The organism is Paraburkholderia podalyriae, assembly GCF_014397785.1.
Lineage (GTDB): Bacteria > Pseudomonadota > Gammaproteobacteria > Burkholderiales > Burkholderiaceae > Paraburkholderia > Paraburkholderia podalyriae.
Window position 1 is genome coordinate 241664 of record NZ_VZQQ01000003.1, and the last position, 17331, is coordinate 258994.

Here is a 17331-nt window from a genome sequence, read left to right on the forward strand (position 1 = left end):
GCAACTGGCACCCACAGTACGGAACGCGACACCCGTATTGGTGTTCGATCGCCTCGCCCACCGACGACGCGCGTTTAAGCGATCTCGGACTCGCATCGTCGATTCGCCTACCGGGGCAATCAATGGGCTTTGGTCAGTGGGTACCTGAAGAAACCGATGAATAGCATGCCAACGAGTCACGAGTTATCGTGCAGGTCTTCGTGACATGAATCTTTGGCAAATGCACGAGCGTCCATTCGCTTTCATGGCGCGGTGACAATCTCGCTGCGCCGAACATGGAGCGGCTGGCGCCGTCATTTCTCCGGCGCCAGCCGCACCGACTACGCGACGCGCATCGTCACGCGGCGCGGAAACGGCGGGAAGACTTGCCACGCTCCATCGTCGTGTTGAAAGAAGCAGATCGCGACCTGTCCCGTCGGCACCCGGGCTTCGATCTTCACACATCGTTTGCATTCGGTACGCCGAAACGAGCGCACACGAAACGGGATCGCTCTATTCGGGGTCAACCATCGTTCCACTGCATCGCGCAATGAGTTCCGCGCCGTGTCCATTTGTGCCTCCTAGCCTTATCGTGCCGCTCTTCGCTCGCCTCGTCGACTACGCCTTCGCTTCGCGCAGCATGTTGCGGGCAATGACCAGTTGCTGAACCTGGGTGGTGCCCTCGAAAATCCGGAACAGGCGTACGTCCCGATAAAACCGTTCAATCCCGTACTCGCTCATGTAACCCGCGCCACCGTGAATCTGAACTGCACGGTCCGCAACGCGTCCGCACATTTCAGAGGCGAACAGCTTCGCGCACGACGCCTCGGTGCTCACGCTTTGCCCGTCATCGCGGCGGCGCGCGGCGTCAAGCACCATGCAACGCGACGCGTAGAGTTCCGCCCGGCTATCCGCGAGCATGGCCTGCACCAACTGGAATTCGCCGATCGGCTGACCGAACTGCTTGCGTTCGATCGCATAGAGCAACGCGTCGTCGAGCATTCGCTGTGCGACGGCCACGCAAATCGCCGCGATGTGGATCCGACCCTTGTCCAATACCTTCATCGCAGTCTTGAACCCCTTCCCTTCGACGCCGCCGATCAGGTTCTCCGCAGGGACGCGGCAGTTCTCGAAGATGACGTCGCACGTGTGCGAGCCGCGTTGCCCCATCTTCTTGTCACGCTTACCGAAGCTCATGCCCGGCGTGCCCGCTTCTACGATGAAGGCCGAGATGCCGCCTGCCCCTTTGTCTTCCGGGTTGGTGCGCGCCATCAGCGTGAAGATGCCGGCCTGCGGTGCGTTGGTGATGTAGCGTTTGGTGCCGTTGACGACGTAGTGATCGCCGTCGCGAATCGCGGTCGTACGCACCGATGCGGCATCGGAACCTGCCTCAGGCTCGGTCAATGCAAACGAAGCGATGATCTCGCCGGTCGCCAAACGCGGCAGATACCGCGCCTTCTGCTCCTCGGTGCCGTCGAAGAGAATGCCCTGCGAGCCGATGCCGACCGTGGTGCCAATCAGCGAGCGAAACGCCGGCGATGCGCGGCCCAGCTCGAACATCGCCAGCACTTCTTCTTCCATCGTTAGCTGGAGGCCGCCGTACGACTCAGGGATCGTCAGGCCGAACAGGCCCATGGTCTTCATATCGTCGACGACGTCTTGAGGAATTTCGTCGGTGTCGGCCACGCGTTGTTCATTGGGGATCAGACGCTCACGTACGAAGCGTGCAATGTTGTCGCGCAGTACGTTCATCGTTTCGATATCGCGAATCATGGTTCCTTGTCTCTCCGGATACTTCGTCATGCAGTCATCGTGCGAGCCGGCACAGTCGAGCGTCAACGGCGTTGGTCGAGATGTTCCGTACTTTGAATCAGCCAGTACGCCCTTCAAGTGGATGCATCCTAGTGTTCTTCTTATTCATCCCGCGCCCATGACAGCCCGTGTGTTTCGAAGTACGGAATGTCATTTCCCGTCGCGTTGACAGCGTTCGGCCGCGGCCCGCATTCTGAGCGCTGGTTGATCGGATTCCCGAACGCATCGAAGTTCACGCAGGCAGACGTGGTTAATCCAACCTTGTGCCGGCATGCACCAGCAGAATGGAGACACTCATGACAGGCAACAACATGATGGAAGGCAAGGTCGTCATCGTGACGGGCGCGGGTGGCGGCATCGGTCGCGATATCGCGCTACTGATGGCGCGCTATGGCGCACGTGTGGTCGTCAACGACATCGGCGCCTCACTCGAGGGCACCGGACACGATAGTTCGCCGGGCGAACGCGTCGTAGCCGAAATTCGCGCGGCTGGCGGTGAAGCGGTCGCCAACACCGACAGCGTCGCGGACAACGGAGCCGGCACGCGCATCGTCACGCAAGCGCTGGACACGTTCGGCCGCATCGACTGCATCGTGAACAACGCCGGCATTCTGCGCGACCGCTTCTTCCACAAGATGTCCGATGAAGAATGGGATGCGGTGCTCAAGGTCCATCTGTACGGTACCTTCAATCTAAGCCGCGCGGCCGCGCCGCATTTCAAGGATCAGGAGAGCGGCGCCTTCGTGCACATGACGTCCACCTCGGGCCTGATCGGCAACTTCGCGCAGGCCAATTACAACGCCGCGAAGATGGGCATTGCCGGGCTCTCGAAGTCGATCGCGCTGGACCTCGGCAAATTCAATGTTCGATCGAACTGCATCGCCCCGTTCGCATGGAGCCGCATGGTGAGTTCGATTCCGACCGACACGCCCGAACAGGCGGCCCGCGTCGAAAAGATCAAGCAGATGACGCCGGCGAAAATTGCCCCGCTCGCTGTGTATCTGGCGAGCAACGGTTCCCGCGATGTCAACGGCCAGATCTTCACCGTGCGGAACAACGAGATTTTCCTGATGAGCCAGCCGCGCCCCCTCCGCTCGGTGCACCGCAGCGACGGCTGGACGCCGGAATCGATCGCCGAGCACGGCATGCCGTCACTGAAGGCGTCGTTCGTTCCGATGGATCGCTCCGGCGATGTGTTCAGCTGGGACCCTATCTGACCTGATCGCCTGGGACTGGTCGCATCAAGAAACGGAGGCAGAGTTGGCGATCGATTATCAGACTTTGAAGAACTGGCCGTTCGGCGATGTCGAACACACCTACACCGAGCGCGATAGTGCGCTGTATGCGCTCAGCGTGGGGTTCGGGTTCGCCCCGCTCGACCGCCGCGCACTCAGATTCACTTATGGGCCCGAGTTGTCGGTTGCTCCCACCATGGCTGCCGTTTTGGGCTTTCCTGGTCAATGGATGAGGCAGCCTGAAAGCGGCATCGACTGGGTCAAGGTCGTGCACGGCGAGCAACGCGTGCGACTGTTTCGTCCCCTGCCTGCGGCCACGACGATCATCGGCCGGACTCACGTCAAGGCGGTCGTCGACAAAGGCGAAGGCAAAGGCGCGCAGGTGTTGATGGAGCGGGACGTCATCGACAAGAAGACCGGCCAACTGCTGGCAAAGGTCGAGCAGTTGAACTTTTGCCGCGGAGACGGGGGGTTTTCCGCTCGCGGGCAACCAAGCGACCCGCCTCTTTCTCCGCCTTCGGCCGTGCCCGAAACGGAGCCAGACATCGTCTGCGATTTGCCGGTTTATCCCAATGCCGCGCTGCTTTATCGATTGAACGGGGATCCGAATCCGCTCCACGTGGACCCGGAAGTTGCGCGCGCAGCAGGCTTCGAGCGTCCCATTCTGCATGGTCTCGCAATGTATGGCATTGCCGGTCATGCGATCCTCCGCAGCGTTTGCGAATACGAGGCGGCAAGACTCAAGATGCTATACGCGCGTTTTTCCACGCCGATATTCCCCGGAGAAACGGTTCGCGTGGAAATGTGGTTGCCAGCCGGTACGGGAAAGCCCCTGCACTTCCGAGCGCGTGCGTTGGAGCGCAACGTCGTGGTGCTTAACAACGGCGAAGCAGAAATACTTTGACCGTGAGCGTGGCCTGGAAGCCGCCCCAGGACGAAACGCAGCAATGGGCGAACCATGCTTCTAATAGATCATGCCTAAGCGCGGTCGAGGACGATCGTCGATGCGCGAGGCGTTGTGTCTCACTGTACAGGAAGCCATCTGCGTCGCGGCGTCCATCGCGCGTTGCGTAGCGCGAGTTGGCATCAAGGCTGCATGCCTCACCGGACTATTTCGAGAGCCCCCTCGATCCGGATCGTCATCGCAAAGCCGAAGGGCGCCGGGACGGCTCGACAAGACTGTCCTGGCGAACCTCATCGAGCCTTCCAGGACACTTTGTCAGCTCATTCAGCAGCCAACGCTTGCGTATCGAGCGAAAACCGATCCTCCGTCGCCTGAATCACCTTCCACAACTGGTCCGGAATCGCTAACTCCGGCAGTCGCGACATATCCAGTGCGGTGGCAATGTCCGCCGCCCGGCGTAGACCACATTCAATCTGTCACTGTTGCGACAGTAAATGTGTCACAACGCTCGGCCGGTTGCGAATCGTCGGTCTCGGCCACACCCTGCTGGGCGCCGCGCTACGATGCTCCCCGCCACACTGCAAAGCGCATGAGCCGTAGTCGGCCATCTACGGCCCACCGCATCGCGTCCAGACTGACACTCAGGCGTCCGCTCCAGTCGCGCCAAACTTGCATGCTCATGACGGCGCATCCGATTTTTCGGTTCGTCCCCGCAATCTACGACTGAATCAACGCTGCGGCGTTTTGGCGAGAGCCACGCACCTATTGCAGGATCAGCGCATGTTGCCTGGAAAGCTGTTCCCGAAAACGGACCGCGTAGTCGGCGCCCACCGCTGCTGCAACGCTGGGTCGGGACCTCAACGTTTGTCGCCACTTCTCAATCTTCGGAGCGTATTCAAAAAATACTGACGTACGATCCGCAGGGAGACAATCGAAAAAACGACTCAGTGGGGCCATGGCAGCATCAACCATGCTGAAAAACTTGCCATTGAAATACGGTCCAGAGGAAACTTCGCCCTCTATCTGACGGATCTTTGCACGGAATATGGTTTTTTTGCTTTCGAAAACTTCCATATCGTTCGCGTTGAGCATCAGCCAGACGTCCGCGTACATCGATGAGATGTACTCCGCCCATGCTCGATCGCGCGCGCGGTCAAAGGCATTTGATGGGTGCATCGGCGTACCTTCCTGCGACTCTTCAAGGAACTCGCATATCACCGTGGTTTCGAAGAGAACAGCCTCACCACCGTCGGGGCGCGACGCGATCAAAAGAGGTACCTTGCCGGTTGGAGATTTTTTCAGAAACCATTCGGGTTTCTCTGACAGATCAACGTTGATCCGATCAAATGCTATGCCTTTCTCCCCAAGCACGATTGCGGCACGTTGGACGAAAGGGCACAGGTGATGGCTAACCAATGACAGCGCGTTCATTTCAGTATTGCTCCTCCAGGAGCTCGGTTTCCCCATCGTGAGGATGTAAAGGGACGGCGTGCTGGCCGGAGTTTGAGCTCCGGCCTTCTCGCTCCTGGCGCCGGGAGGGGTCGACAAGACTCTCCTGGCGAACGACATCGAACCTTCCAAGACACTTTTCGTCAGCTCATTCAGCAACCACCGCTTGGGAATCCAGCGAAAACCAACCCTTCGCTGCCTGAATCACTTCCCACAGCTTGTCCGGAATCGTCAGTTCTGGCACTCGCGACGGATCCAGTGTGGTGGCAATCTCCGCCGCCCGGCCATCGCTCGCAAGCTCGACCCAATCCGGATTCATCACCAGCGCCTGTCCGATCGCGACCAGCGAAAGCCCCGATGCCAGGGACTTGCCGGCTTCATCAGGCGTGCGGATCAAGCCAGCTGCAACTAGAGGTATGCGGCCACCGACATGTTCAACAATCAACTCGGCGGTCGTATGCTCGCCCGTATAGTCCAGCGGCCTCGCATTCGGGATGTCAAAGAGCGAGGCGTGGATGTAATCGACACCGCTCTCGATCAGCGCGTCAATCAGGACATAAGTGTCGTCCATCCGCAGTGCGCCTTCGCCGGGTTCTTCAGGTGACAGGCGATAACCGAGCAGGAAGGGCCGCCCGGCATGTTCCGCGATTACGCGCTGCACTTCACGCACGACCGCGAGTGGAAAGCGCATGCGGTTTTCCAGAGAGCCACCCCATTCGTCGTGACGTTGGTTGAAAAATGGCGAAAAGAAGTTCTGAATGAGGAATCCATGAGCGCCATGCAATTCAACGCCATCGAACCCTGCCTCGATGGCGCGGCGTGTTGTCTCTCCAAACGCATGAATGATTTCCACGATTTCGTCGTGAGTGAGGGCCTGACTGGTGACTTCGCCGTCGTTGAACGGACCAGGGGGCGCCTTTAGCGCGCTGGCACTGACCACCCGACCGTCCGGAACCAGATGCCGCACGGCCTTGTTGCCAGCGTGGAAGATCTGCAGGATTGCCGGCGCACCACCGCTTTTTGCCGCCTGCGCGAGACGGCGCAGGCTCGGGATAAACCGGTCCTCATGAGCAGCGAATTCACCGGTAAACCCGATGCCGTTTGCCGTCACGTGGGTGCAGCCGGTCACAATCATGCCAACGCCTTCAGCTCGGGCGCGATAGTAGGCCACCTCCTGATCGGACACCGTGCCGTCGGCATTGGCGGACCAGGTCGTCATTGGCGCCATGACGGAGCGATTGCGAAGGGCAACGCCGTTCCCGAATGCAAACGGCTGGAAGAGTGGCGATGTTCGTTGCGTCATAAGAGTCGATTTGATTATGATCAGCGACAACCAGCCGTGGCTGGCGCGTAAGGTTCGAATGAACCGATACCCGGCGTCGGCGGACCGTGCGAGATCGAGTTGGATTGTTTGCAGAGAGGGGGCTTCCCGGAGCTTGCGGATCGAGTACACCCGATGGTGCTTTCGGATGTACTCGGACCCGCAAGCTTCAGGGCAAGCCAGGCGCCGGAGTCAGACACGGTGGTGCGTCGTCCAGTCGTGGTACGGGTTCAGACCAGCTCGGCCAGCGCGGCCGCACTGAAACTGTTCAACTCGTCGTGTGCGCCGCCCAGCACTTTCGCTACCCACCGCGGATCGCCGAGCAGCGCACGGCCCACCGCGATCAGGTCGAATTCCTCACGTTCCATGCGCTGCACCAAGGCATCGAGGCTCGCCGGCGCCGCTGTTTCGCCGCTGAAGGAGGCCGTGAGATCGCTGCCCAACCCGACTGAGCCAACGCTGATCGTGGCCGCACCGGTGAGCTTCTTGGCCCAGCCCGCAAAGTTGAGGCCTGCGTCGCCGTCGATTTCGGGAAACTCCGGCTCCCAGAAACGGCGTTGCGAGCAGTGCAGGATGTCTACGCCGGCCTCGACTAGCGGAGTAAGCCACGCACCCATACGCTCGGGCGTGTCAGCCAGGCGCACCGAGTAGTCTTGCTGCTTCCATTGGCTAAGGCGCAGGATGATCGGGAAGTCTTCACCCACGGCTGCACGCACGGCTTTCACCACCTCCGATGCGAAGCGCGAGCGCTCCTCGATGGTGCTGCCGCCATACCTGTCGGTGCGCTGGTTGCTACCGGCCCAGAAGAACTGGTCAATGAGATAGCCATGCGCGCCATGAATCTCGGCTACGTCGAAACCCAGACGTTTGGCATCCGCCGCCGCGCGCCCGTAAGCGGCGATGGTGTCGGCGATGTCCTCATCGCTCATCGCCTTGCCACGGCTGTCGCCCGGGCCGACCAGACCCGACGGGCTTTCCACGGGCACGCCCGGCTCCCATGCAGTCATCGGGCTTTTCAACGAGCCGACGTGCCAGATCTGCGGGCCCATCTTTCCGCCCGCGGCGTGGACGTCGTCGATCACCTGCTTCCAGCCGTTCAGTGCCGCCGTCCCGTGGAAAAGAGGGATGTTCGGGTCGTTGCTCGACGCGGGGCGATCGATCACGGTGCCTTCGGAAAGGATCAGGCCCACGTTGTTTTCGGCGCGGCGCCGGTAATAGGCCGCGACGTTCTCGCCAGGGACACCTTCGGGAGCGAATGAGCGCGTCATGGGTGCCATGACGATGCGATTTTTCAACGTCAGGGACTTGAGCTTGAACGGCTGGAACAACGGCGCGACTGAGAGCTTGTTCATGAGGGAAATTCCTGAAAATAATATTGCGTATCTATGTGATGCCATCTATGCGGTCAACGGTCGCAGCGCGCCCGGGCCTGGCGCAAGCGCTCAGCCGAGCAGTGCACCAATAGCCTTGAAAACGGCAGCGCTATCCGGCGAGGAGAAGGTCTCGAGCAGACTCGTCGACAGCGTGAGCGTCGAGGAGATAACCGCGCCGGCCGCGCGCATCTGTTCGATGGCCGCAGTTTGGGTGCGCTCGCTCCATCCACCGCAAGCGTCGATCATTACGTGCACTTCGTAGCCGGCGTTTCGTGCACCTAAAACAGCATTGAGGACAGCGATTTCGGTCAGGACACCGCCGACCACGAGCACCGGTCTCTTCAGCGCGCTGATATGTTGAGCGGACTCCGCGTGGCCAAATAGATGCGGCCCATTGCGGGTGACCATAGTCGCCGAAAGCCCGTCGACCTGAAGTTCGGGGATGAGCTTCGTCTCCGCGCCGGTCGGTATGGTCGAGATAAATGCCGGTGCTCCAAAATCCCTGGCTAGCGTCGCCAATGCGCCCACCGATGTTTGAAGGCGCTCCAGCGGCAGAGTTTTCGCTGCAGGGATGACGTCGATTTGGAAATCGAGAAATAGAAAGGCGATGTCTTGTGCTTTAGGCATGAAACTACTCCGTGAATCGCAACCGGGACGAAGCGGACTGGAACTCACCATGCCGGCGCGGGTTGAACAATCGCGCCGGACATAATGACGATTATTAGAGGAGCCTGTGCCACCCCTGGAACACCTGTGCGATGGCGCGGTCCGCTTAACCGAGATGCTGCTTGAAGAAGCTAACGAGCTTCACGGAGGCGGGATCGACATACTCGGGCTTGTCGTACAGGTCGACATGTGACGCGCCCTCGATCCAGAACAGCTCCTTCGGCCCCTTTGCCTTCTCTATCGTTTCCACGCTGAAGCGCTGCGTATCAGCTTCGGTTCCCGCGATCATCAGAAGTGGTCGCGGAGCAATGAGATCGACCAGGGCATAGGAATCGTATTGCGCGATTTTGTCGACGCTGCGCGCGACCCACTGATTGGTCGAGCGGGGATGCTGGCCACGCGGTGTGCGATAGTAGTCGTAGGCCTCGCGGAACATGCTCTTCTCGGGGAAGAACTTTGCCTGCTCGTCGGTCGCCGGCACGATCTGCGCCATGCGGACCGGCTCGCCTTTCGCTTCGTTAGTGCGGTCGACAGCCGCCTCGTCGAGCTGCTTCTGCAGCACGTCCGGGCTTTGCTTTCCGTCCATGCCTTCACGCCAGAGGATGCCAACGCACGCGCCGACCACGGTGGCAACGGCCTTGATCCGGTGGTCGGTCTGGGCCGCGAACGGCACATAGCCACCCGAAGCGCAGATGCCGAGCGCGCCGATGCGTTGCGGATCAACTTCCGGCCGGATCGAGAGGTAAGAAACCGCACTCTTGACATCTTCGGCGCGTTGGATCGGATCTTCGAGCCCGCGAGGAGAGCCTTCGCTCTCACCCTGATAGGCCGCATCGAAAGTCAGAACGACGAAGCCCTGCTTGACCAGGCGCTCCGCATAGTTGGACGGGCTCTGTTCCTTCACCGAGCCCATGGGGTGGCTGATGACAACGCCCGGCAGTGGACCGGACGTGTTTTCGGGAACATAGAGATGGCCGGCAATGCTCAGGCCGCTGCTGGGGAATTTGACGTCGTGTCGCATGACAGATTTCCTTCGTGGTTGATCGGATTAAGCGGGTATCGCGGGTGGCCTCTGGAAACGACTGACGACAGTCCCTCCGGAGGTTCCGCTACGCCTCCTCGGCCAGTGCACTTCTTGCTTCCCATCGGGCAACTGGCCGATTTGCACGATTTCGTGTTGCTAATTATTCTGAGAAGTCAGTCGAAACCGACACACTGCGCCACTCGTCGGCCAGTTCGCGGTCCCGACTTGCGCGCGTGAGCACGCCTTCGTAAGCATCGGTCCCGATAGCCAGGCGCACCGGCGGCTCTTTCGACTGCACCAGCGCCACCACGACCTCGCCGAGCCTGGCGGGGTCTCCCGGCTGCTTGTAGTTCGCCCCGTCGAACGTGGCCTGAAGGGTTTTGCGATAGGCCTCGTAGTCCGGAATCAGGACGTCCCCGTGCAAAACCGAGGTGGCATCAAGGAAATCCGTACGGAAGGCACCGGGCTCGATCAGCGTCGCCTTGATGTCGAACTGCTTGAGTTCCCCGCTCAACCCTTCCGACCAGCCCTCCAGGGCGAACTTGGACGCACAGTAGATCGACGCCCCCGGCGTACTGAGAAGACCGCCGATAGACGACACTGTGAGCACATGGCCCGAGCGCTGCTCGCGCATGACCGGCAGGATCGCCCGAGTTACGGCGAACACGCCGAAGACGTTCGTGGCGAACTGCCTGTCGATTGCTGCGGCCGACAGCTGCTCGAATGCTCCCAGCTGACCGTAGCCGGCATTGTTGACGAGTACATCAATGCGCGTGAATTTCTGGACAGCCCTGTCAACGGCGGACCGGATCGAAAGCTCATCGGTAACGTCGAGCGGTAGCACCAGCAGTCGGTCTCCGGCGAGGACGGATTCGAGCTGTTGTGGTTTGCGCGCCGTGGCAACGACCTGATCTCCCGCCGCCAGGGCAGCACGGGCGATTTCAAGGCCGAATCCACGGCTGGCTCCGGTAATAAACCAGGTCTTCATTGGTGAGCCTCCCAAGGTCAAAGGGTCGAGCGGGTAATGGACTCGTTCTGCTTCCACGCATCAAGATGTTCCTGATAGCGCTTGCGCACGGAGTCGAGACCGTGCCCTACATACAGGCGCACAGGTGCGTGCTTCGAGCCCGCGATGGACACGATGGCTTCACTGGCGCCGTCGAGGTTCCCCGGCGTGTAGTCGAATATCGCGCCACGCAGCTCAGCGGCAGGGGCATAAGCCTCGATCCTCTGTGCCGGGGCTTCGGCCTTGCTGCCAAGCTCCGTTTCGAAGTAGCCAGGCTCGACGATCGTGACCATGACACCAAGGTGCGCAAGGTCGAAGGCGAGAGACTCGCTATAGCCCTCGATCGCGAACTTCGAGGCCGCGTATGCGGGTATGAGGGGCATGGCGATCACCCCAGCGGCAGACGAGAAGTTGAGGATGTGGCCCGAACCCCGCGCGCGCATGCCGGGCAGGACAGCACGGGTCACGGCCAGCGTTCCGAACACGTTGGTCTCGAACTGGTCCCTGACCTGGTCGATCGTATGTTCCTCGAGGGTGCCTCCAAGCACCTTGGCCGCCGCGTTCACGAGCACATCGAGCGCACCGAAGCGCTGCTCGCTGCTGGCAAGTGCCTCAAGGATGCTGGCTTCATCGCGCACATCCAGTCGCGTCACATGGACATTGGACAGCTTCGCGAAGCTGACGGGCGCCTTGTCGATATCCCGCATCGTGGCAGTAACGTTCCAGCCCTTTTCAGCAAACTTGTGGACGAGGTTTTCGCCAAACCCCGAGGCCGCGCCGGTAATGAGAACAGTCCTGGTCATTAATCTCTCCTGTGACTCAGATATTGGTTGCAGCCCGTCTGCCGCCTCGTGCGGTCGACGGAAAGCGTTTCCTGGGGATCTGGCTGACATGGCCCCCTCCCCGCGATGCCCGGCTCGCCACTTCCATCACGGGCAGCCTGCTCAAAAAGAACGGTGCGAGCAGCGACACGGCTTCTTCAACAAACCTGCACACGTCGTACAGGTCCATATGATTGGCGCCGTCGACAACATGAAAAGATTTGTCTTTGCTTGCAGCACGATCGAACAGTTCTTCACTCATCCACCTGCTGCCCGCTTCACTGCCCGCAACGATCAACAGCGGTTGCGTCAGATAGATGTCGGCCAGGTGATAGGCGTCGTAGGTGACGATCTGGTTCAGGCTGCGTAGTGTGGCGAAACCCGGCGCCGTGGCGCACTCCGCGCGGACCGAGTGGTAGTACTCCCAAGCCTGACGCATCTCCTCGTTCGGGGCGTCCTGCTCCCGCAGGGGCGCAAGCGGCATCGTGGCCAAAGCCGCACCGCGGGCATCCATGGTTCGGGCGTTGGAGCCCGCTTCGATGTTTGGCAATGCGTCGATGGACTTTCCACTGTTGTCCCAGCCATTGCGGAACAGCGTACCGATGTTGACGGCACTCACGGTGCCGACGGCCTTGATCCGACGGTCCTGAATCGCGGCGCAGGCGGCATATCCGGCTCCCGCGCAGATGCCCATCGCCCCGAGGCGATTCATGTCGACGTACGGCAGCGTCGCCAGGTAATCGATCACCGCGCTGATGTCCTCGGTACGGATGTAGGGGTTTTCAAGCTGGCGCGGCTCGCCGGTACTCTCGCCCTGATAGGACGCGTCGTAGGCAATGGTCACGAAACCGTGCGCCGCAAGCTTCTTCGCATAGGTGCCCGCGGTTTGCTCCTTCACGCCGCCGCCCGGATGTGACACCACGATCGCCGGATACACACGGTTCTCGTCGAATCCTTCCGGAAAGTTGACCACCGCCGACATGGCGATCGCCTTGTTACACGAATTGGCGAACGTGACTTTGCCCACAATCAGGCTCCTCTTGATCTAGACCAGCGCTTCGGTTCAGGACCGACGCCATCCAATGTAGACCAGAAGGATTGGATTGATTAGACGCCCAATATCGATGGGGCCTATCATGCCTGTGATAAATCAATTCGATGCGGGAGAAAACCTTATGCGGCGGGACGAGATCGCGGATCTAACGGTGTTCGTAGTTGTGGCAGAAGAGCGCAGTTTCACGAAGGCGGCCACCCGCCTCGGTATGGCACAGTCTGCGCTTAGCCAGATCGTGCGTCGCACTGAAGAGCGCCTCGGCCTGCGCCTGCTCTCGCGCACGACCCGAAGCGTGGCGCCCACGGAAGCCGGTGAGCGGCTTCTCGCGACCCTCGGCCCCATGCTGCACGACCTGGACGCGGCAATCGCCTCATTGGGTGACCTGCGTGATCGTCCGTCTGGCACCATTCGGCTCACAACCGTGGAACACGCAGCCAAAACAATCCTCATTCCGGCAATGCAGCGGCTGCTTGTTGGAAACCCGGACATCAACGTCGAGGTCACAGTCGATTACGGGCTGGCAGACGTCGTGGCCGACCGCTTCGATGCCGGAGTACGCCTCGGCGGGGAGATCGCCAGGGACATGATCGCGATGCGGATTGGCCCCGACATTCCGATGGCGATCGTCGGTTCGCCGGAATACTTTCGCAACAGCCCAATGCCGACGTCACCGGCTCAACTGATCGACCACCGGGCCATCAATCTACGCCTGCCAACGTCGGGCACGGTAAACGCATGGCGACTGAAACGCGGAGGTCGCGAAGCACGCGTCCGGGTTGATGGTCAGCTTGTGCTGAATACCATCGATCTCATCCTTGATGCGGCGCTCGACGGCCACGGCCTTGCCTATCTGCCGCTCGACCAGGTCCAGCCCTGTCTCGACGCCGAGCGGCTCGTGAGGGTCCTGGGAAGGTTCACGCCCGACCTGCCGGGATACCATCTCTACTATCCCCACCGGCGCCATGCATCACCTGCTTTCAGGCTTCTCGTGGACGCCTTGAGATATCGGGGATAAAAGGCAACAAGCCGTACGGCGGTCTCTACGTTCAACCGGCGGGACTTTGGGTGTCAATCGACGGACTATCTGGAGACAGGTCGACACGCGGCTGACATTTTAAGGCGTGCGCTGCTGGTGAAGTTCGCAACTTCTGCTAATGACGTCCGTTGGAGCGCTGATCCCTCTGAAGGACCTCGGCGATTCGGGATGACAGCGCTCGCGACCGGGTTTGCGACAAACTTCCGGCGCAGTCGATAAACCGTAGTCCAGTGAACCCCCAGCAGGTTCGCAGCTACTATTGCCAGCTTGTTCGGGAGTGGCCCACACCTTGACGGCCGGAGAATGTCCGCTACTTTCGCAGCACGATTAGCCGCTTCCTTTGGAACCGTCATTGCCGCCCCTTACTGAGCACCGTCAGACGCGTTGACCACAATCGGACCGGGCGGGGTCGGGTAGCGCAGATCGCTGCCCGGCAGGCCATCCCGTCGACGGGGAAAATGATGATCCAAGCCCGGTCTCATCCCGGCGTCTGGCGGAGTGACGAAAGTTAGCGACGCTTTGCGGGTACGGACGCGCCCCATCTCGCCACGCAAGGCTGCCCATGCAGGCACTTAAAGCCTGTCAGCATGGCCAGAAAGGAAGCACTAGCACGATTTGAAGGCCAGTAAACGTTCGGAGATCGAAACCTCGCCCAAGAGATCCCGAATCTACGAATTGGCATCGGCAACCCTGCTGCAGGTCATTGACAGTCTTTGTCGCGTCGATTATCGAAAGCTGGCGACGCCCCTTCAGGTACGTCCATTACCACCCGGTTGACATCCGCACTCTCGATAGCCCCAGCCTTGTACTTCAGTACAAACTGATTCGACCGGTCAAATCCGGCATGAATGACTTGCTCAGCGTCACAGCAGACTGCAAAGGTTGGGCATTGTGAACGGCCATGACGATCTGCCGATGCTCTTTCGCATATCGGATGATTGGAACCGACATCGAGCAAGCTGGCTCGTTGTCCAGATTCTCGTTAGCCTGATCGAGGATGAGTGGAATGGCGTAGGTGTCGACGAGCAGGTAGGAAATCAAAGGAGAGCTTCGCGCGACTTGCGAGTGCAGTTCCACCGCTTGTCGCAAGTTTGAGTTTGCAATAGGCGTTGCAATCTGGCACGACCTATTTCGGTTTACTAAGGATTCCAACTTCTCCCTTGCAGTGTTTCTGCAGACAACGACAGCGCTCCCGCGCTCAATGTATCCATCTCCGTTAAACTGGTGAACCACTCACAAAGTCAGTGGCAAGGATCCGATCGCAGTTTTGCGTGGGCGCACGGAGACAACGATCGACCTGTCGCGTTCTCTGACAATCAGTGACCGGCATAGTGATGTGCCACGTCGTGTCTCCAACCACACCATTCTTCACCGCTCTACGAAAGCCACGTTGCATTCGTCCAACGACCGTCTATATTGGGGAAGAACATAGCGAGACATGTCTTTCCCGCGAATCCAGCGCAGAAAGGAGCACCTCGCAAAGGAGAACGCCGCATGGACATCCTGAAGCTCGCCATCGTCGTGGCTATCCTGTGCGGGGTTGCAAAGGGAATCCAGCTATTCAGTCGCCATTGCCGGCGCCGGTTCGGTTGCAGTTTCTTTTCGGCGCGTGGCTTCTGGCTCGCGGCAATCGGCATCAATTTCCTCTGGTGGGGATACTATTTCTGGGTAACTGCCCCGCTTCGCCATACGCAGCCGTCCGGCGGACTTGTCCTCATGGCGATGGGCGTCGCTATGGCGATCTGGCTGGTAGTTGAAAACGTTCGTGACACCGACCTCCTTCACGGCATCGGCGGCTCGTCACTCCAGTTCGTACTGTTTTTCCCTGTTGCCCTCTACGGTATTCCGCTTCTCGTGATCGTGATGTTTTTCATGCTTTTCGCGACTTTTAAGGGCGGACCTGCATGGTTTGTCGATCCATAATCCTTGAACAGGGGCCCATCAGTTGGAGCCCGCTCACCGCCGCATGAAGGAGTGCCGTGGCGTCGGCAAACACCTCCATATGGGCAAAGATGCAGCGGAAAGCGCAAGAGCAGGATATCGGTGAGATGCCGATTGCCGCCGATCCGAGGCAATCTGGGCATCTCCGCATCAACGCTCGACGTCCGGACCTGTTTTATCGGGTTGGGCGCCACGGTCCGGCACTATGGGACTCCCGCCGACGGGCTCCCTTCCCGGTCGCGGTCCAATAGCGGGCGCATCCCGCTGCACTGGCATTGCTTTCACGAAATCCACAATGTCGACAGCCATCGCCCGATCCGCTCTTGTGGGCGACGCTGCCATCATCTGCGCTACCTCCCGCCACGCAGCAAATACTCCATCGTGAGACTTCCAGCCTGCCTGTCTCTGCTCCGTGCTCGCGCCCGCCCGCCAGTACATCGGCACTTCTCCACGCGCCAGCATGTGCGCCAAACCCTGCCTGGGATAACGCTGCGTAATACCGCGCGTGCACCGGGGTGTCGCATTCGCTTCGACGCCGTGCTCGCGAAGCTGCTCTGCGAACCGTTGACGCCAGCGCCAAAGATCCTGCTTACGCGGATTGAGACGCCGACCATCCGGCCCACGCACCTGCACGCTCAGATGGATATGCGGATGAGCCTCGTCGTCGTGCGCCGCAAACACATAAGCGCGCCCATCCCCGAACTCGAGCGCTGCGAAATCCCGTGCGGCATCGCGCACGGCCTGTCGGTTCGTCCCCGGCGGCATCGACAGCAGAATATTGAATACCTGACGACGCGTATTCGTCTCCGGAATCCCCCACCCTCCGAGTTGCCAGGTCCGCACAAGGTCGCGTACAGCGTCGGCACCAGCAATCGAGTCCCCGTTCTGATCTTCCAGCTCGACCCGCCCATTGCGGGAGATATAGCGCAGATGCCGACGCACCGCGCCCATACCCTGAGCACCCGACGCCTTGTTGGTGATTTTGACCATGACTTCAGGCGAGCGCCTGAGTGTCCGGGCCAACTGATCGCGCATGCGCGTGGCTTCATCACGCATGCCTGCACGCGAAAGCCGCTGCGCGCGGGCATGCCTGAACGGTTCCTGAAACAGACGGTCGCCCCAGTTCAAAAGCATCGCATCAATGTAGACCTTCGGATAAGGCATGTCACCGGCTCCATCGATCAAGATTCGCGCGAATTACGGCTGCCACGGCGCGCAGATGAACATCTATCACGTCCCGGATTGCGTCCATATTTCCACCCCCATTTCGTCCGATATCTGCCAAACTCCCGTCACGCGCGATCTGTCCAAGCCACCGATTGATCGCAGCAAGGTGCCGGTTCGAATCCGTCAGCACTTGCATCTCCTGCACGCCGAACTGGGGTTCCTTCATGAACTGGGCTCGGATCAACGCCACAATCCAGCGGTTACTGGTCAGGCCCGACACCACTGCACGCCGCTCGACCGCCTCCTGTTCAGCGAGCGTCAGCCTGATCTCAATTCGAGCGCGAGGAACGCCGACAGCACTCCATCGGAGATTTGCTTCGGCACGGATGTCGGTGTCGACAGCATCGGCACGCAGTGCGGATGCCATCAGTTGCCGCACGCCTTCACCAACCGTCATGCCCCGGCGCGCGCACCATTGATCCCAACCCGGCCGCATTTCGCCGAGTTCAACGCACAGGCGTTCGCGCTGAGGCATGGCTCCCT

Annotated in this window: 16 protein-coding genes; 4 read left to right on the forward strand and 12 right to left on the reverse strand. The window is 60.2% G+C overall.

The window, feature by feature from the left end; translation table 11 throughout:
* Nucleotides 1–597: 597 nt before the first annotated feature.
* Nucleotides 598–1752 (reverse strand): acyl-CoA dehydrogenase family protein, encoded by a 1155-nt coding sequence (locus tag F6X42_RS04945; RefSeq protein WP_187633123.1) that lies wholly within the window; start codon nucleotides 1750–1752, stop codon nucleotides 598–600.
* Nucleotides 1753–2102: 350 nt separating this feature from the next.
* Here F6X42_RS04945 and F6X42_RS04950 point away from each other — a divergent pair, with 350 nt between their 5' ends.
* Together F6X42_RS04950 and F6X42_RS04955 are read left to right on the forward strand one after the other, a co-directional pair.
* Nucleotides 2103–3008, forward strand: coding sequence for an SDR family NAD(P)-dependent oxidoreductase (locus F6X42_RS04950; RefSeq protein ID WP_187633216.1), 906 nt, complete (start codon nucleotides 2103–2105; stop codon nucleotides 3006–3008).
* A 43-nt stretch (nucleotides 3009–3051) separates the two neighbouring features.
* Nucleotides 3052–3930 (forward strand): MaoC/PaaZ C-terminal domain-containing protein, encoded by an 879-nt coding sequence (locus F6X42_RS04955; protein ID WP_187633124.1) that lies wholly within the window; start codon nucleotides 3052–3054, stop codon nucleotides 3928–3930.
* Nucleotides 3931–4692: 762 nt separating this feature from the next.
* Here F6X42_RS04955 and F6X42_RS04960 read toward each other — a convergent pair.
* The 8 genes from F6X42_RS04960 to F6X42_RS04995 form a co-directional block, all read right to left on the reverse strand.
* Complete coding sequence (locus F6X42_RS04960) at nucleotides 4693–5361, reverse strand: glutathione S-transferase family protein (RefSeq protein WP_187633125.1); 669 nt, start codon at nucleotides 5359–5361, stop codon at nucleotides 4693–4695.
* Between the two features lie 166 nt (nucleotides 5362–5527).
* Nucleotides 5528–6832, reverse strand: a complete 1305-nt coding sequence (locus tag F6X42_RS04965; protein ID WP_312892474.1) for an NADH-dependent flavin oxidoreductase — start codon at nucleotides 6830–6832, stop codon at nucleotides 5528–5530.
* Nucleotides 6833–6930: 98 nt separating this feature from the next.
* Nucleotides 6931–8052, reverse strand: coding sequence for an NADH:flavin oxidoreductase (locus tag F6X42_RS04970; protein WP_184057194.1), 1122 nt, complete (start codon nucleotides 8050–8052; stop codon nucleotides 6931–6933).
* A 90-nt stretch (nucleotides 8053–8142) separates the two neighbouring features.
* Nucleotides 8143–8700, reverse strand: coding sequence for an isochorismatase family protein (locus tag F6X42_RS04975; protein ID WP_187633126.1), 558 nt, complete (start codon nucleotides 8698–8700; stop codon nucleotides 8143–8145).
* Between the two features lie 145 nt (nucleotides 8701–8845).
* On the reverse strand, nucleotides 8846–9760 hold the full coding sequence (locus F6X42_RS04980) for an alpha/beta hydrolase (RefSeq protein WP_187633127.1): 915 nt from the start codon (nucleotides 9758–9760) through the stop codon (nucleotides 8846–8848).
* Between the two features lie 163 nt (nucleotides 9761–9923).
* Nucleotides 9924–10751 carry an oxidoreductase gene (locus tag F6X42_RS04985; protein ID WP_187633128.1) on the reverse strand — a complete coding sequence of 276 codons (828 nt, stop codon included), beginning with the start codon at nucleotides 10749–10751 and terminating at the stop codon, nucleotides 9924–9926.
* A gap of 17 nt (nucleotides 10752–10768) precedes the next feature.
* Entirely contained in the window at nucleotides 10769–11572 is an 804-nt protein-coding gene (locus F6X42_RS04990; RefSeq protein WP_187633129.1) for an SDR family oxidoreductase, read from the reverse strand.
* 16 nt (nucleotides 11573–11588) lie between these two features.
* A complete protein-coding gene (locus F6X42_RS04995; protein WP_187633130.1) occupies nucleotides 11589–12617 on the reverse strand; it encodes an alpha/beta hydrolase in 1029 nt (342 codons plus the stop codon).
* 109 nt (nucleotides 12618–12726) lie between these two features.
* Here F6X42_RS04995 and F6X42_RS05000 point away from each other — a divergent pair, with 109 nt between their 5' ends.
* Nucleotides 12727–13659, forward strand: coding sequence for a LysR family transcriptional regulator (locus tag F6X42_RS05000; protein WP_312892475.1), 933 nt, complete (start codon nucleotides 12727–12729; stop codon nucleotides 13657–13659).
* A gap of 831 nt (nucleotides 13660–14490) precedes the next feature.
* Here F6X42_RS05000 and F6X42_RS05005 read toward each other — a convergent pair.
* Nucleotides 14491–14721, reverse strand: coding sequence for a hypothetical protein (locus F6X42_RS05005; RefSeq protein ID WP_187633131.1), 231 nt, complete (start codon nucleotides 14719–14721; stop codon nucleotides 14491–14493).
* Between the two features lie 453 nt (nucleotides 14722–15174).
* Here F6X42_RS05005 and F6X42_RS05010 point away from each other — a divergent pair, with 453 nt between their 5' ends.
* On the forward strand, nucleotides 15175–15603 hold the full coding sequence (locus F6X42_RS05010; protein ID WP_187633132.1) for a hypothetical protein: 429 nt from the start codon (nucleotides 15175–15177) through the stop codon (nucleotides 15601–15603).
* A 168-nt stretch (nucleotides 15604–15771) separates the two neighbouring features.
* Here F6X42_RS05010 and F6X42_RS05015 read toward each other — a convergent pair whose 3' ends face one another.
* Both F6X42_RS05015 and F6X42_RS05020 read right to left on the reverse strand, forming a co-directional pair.
* A complete protein-coding gene (locus F6X42_RS05015) occupies nucleotides 15772–16785 on the reverse strand; it encodes a relaxase/mobilization nuclease domain-containing protein (RefSeq protein WP_187633133.1) in 1014 nt (337 codons plus the stop codon).
* 1 nt (nucleotide 16786) lies between these two features.
* Nucleotides 16787–17323 carry a plasmid stabilization protein gene (locus F6X42_RS05020; RefSeq protein WP_187633134.1) on the reverse strand — a complete coding sequence of 179 codons (537 nt, stop codon included), beginning with the start codon at nucleotides 17321–17323 and terminating at the stop codon, nucleotides 16787–16789.
* Nucleotides 17324–17331 lie beyond the last annotated feature (8 nt).

Coding starts and splice junctions, on each gene's coding strand:
- F6X42_RS04945 (WP_187633123.1), bottom strand. CDS start 1,752: ATGATTCGCGATATCGAAACGATGAACGTACTGCGCGACAACATTGCA.
- F6X42_RS04950 (WP_187633216.1), top strand. CDS start 2,103: ATGATGGAAGGCAAGGTCGTCATCGTGACGGGCGCGGGTGGCGGCATC.
- F6X42_RS04960 (WP_187633125.1), bottom strand. CDS start 5,361: ATGAACGCGCTGTCATTGGTTAGCCATCACCTGTGCCCTTTCGTCCAA.
- F6X42_RS04970 (WP_184057194.1), bottom strand. CDS start 8,052: ATGAACAAGCTCTCAGTCGCGCCGTTGTTCCAGCCGTTCAAGCTCAAG.
- F6X42_RS04975 (WP_187633126.1), bottom strand. CDS start 8,700: ATGCCTAAAGCACAAGACATCGCCTTTCTATTTCTCGATTTCCAAATC.
- F6X42_RS04980 (WP_187633127.1), bottom strand. CDS start 9,760: ATGCGACACGACGTCAAATTCCCCAGCAGCGGCCTGAGCATTGCCGGC.
- F6X42_RS04985 (WP_187633128.1), bottom strand. CDS start 10,751: ATGAAGACCTGGTTTATTACCGGAGCCAGCCGTGGATTCGGCCTTGAA.
- F6X42_RS04990 (WP_187633129.1), bottom strand. CDS start 11,572: ATGACCAGGACTGTTCTCATTACCGGCGCGGCCTCGGGGTTTGGCGAA.
- F6X42_RS05000 (WP_312892475.1), top strand. CDS start 12,727: ATGCCTGTGATAAATCAATTCGATGCGGGAGAAAACCTTATGCGGCGG.
- F6X42_RS05010 (WP_187633132.1), top strand. CDS start 15,175: ATGGACATCCTGAAGCTCGCCATCGTCGTGGCTATCCTGTGCGGGGTT.
- F6X42_RS05015 (WP_187633133.1), bottom strand. CDS start 16,785: ATGCCTTATCCGAAGGTCTACATTGATGCGATGCTTTTGAACTGGGGC.
- F6X42_RS05020 (WP_187633134.1), bottom strand. CDS start 17,323: ATGCCTCAGCGCGAACGCCTGTGCGTTGAACTCGGCGAAATGCGGCCG.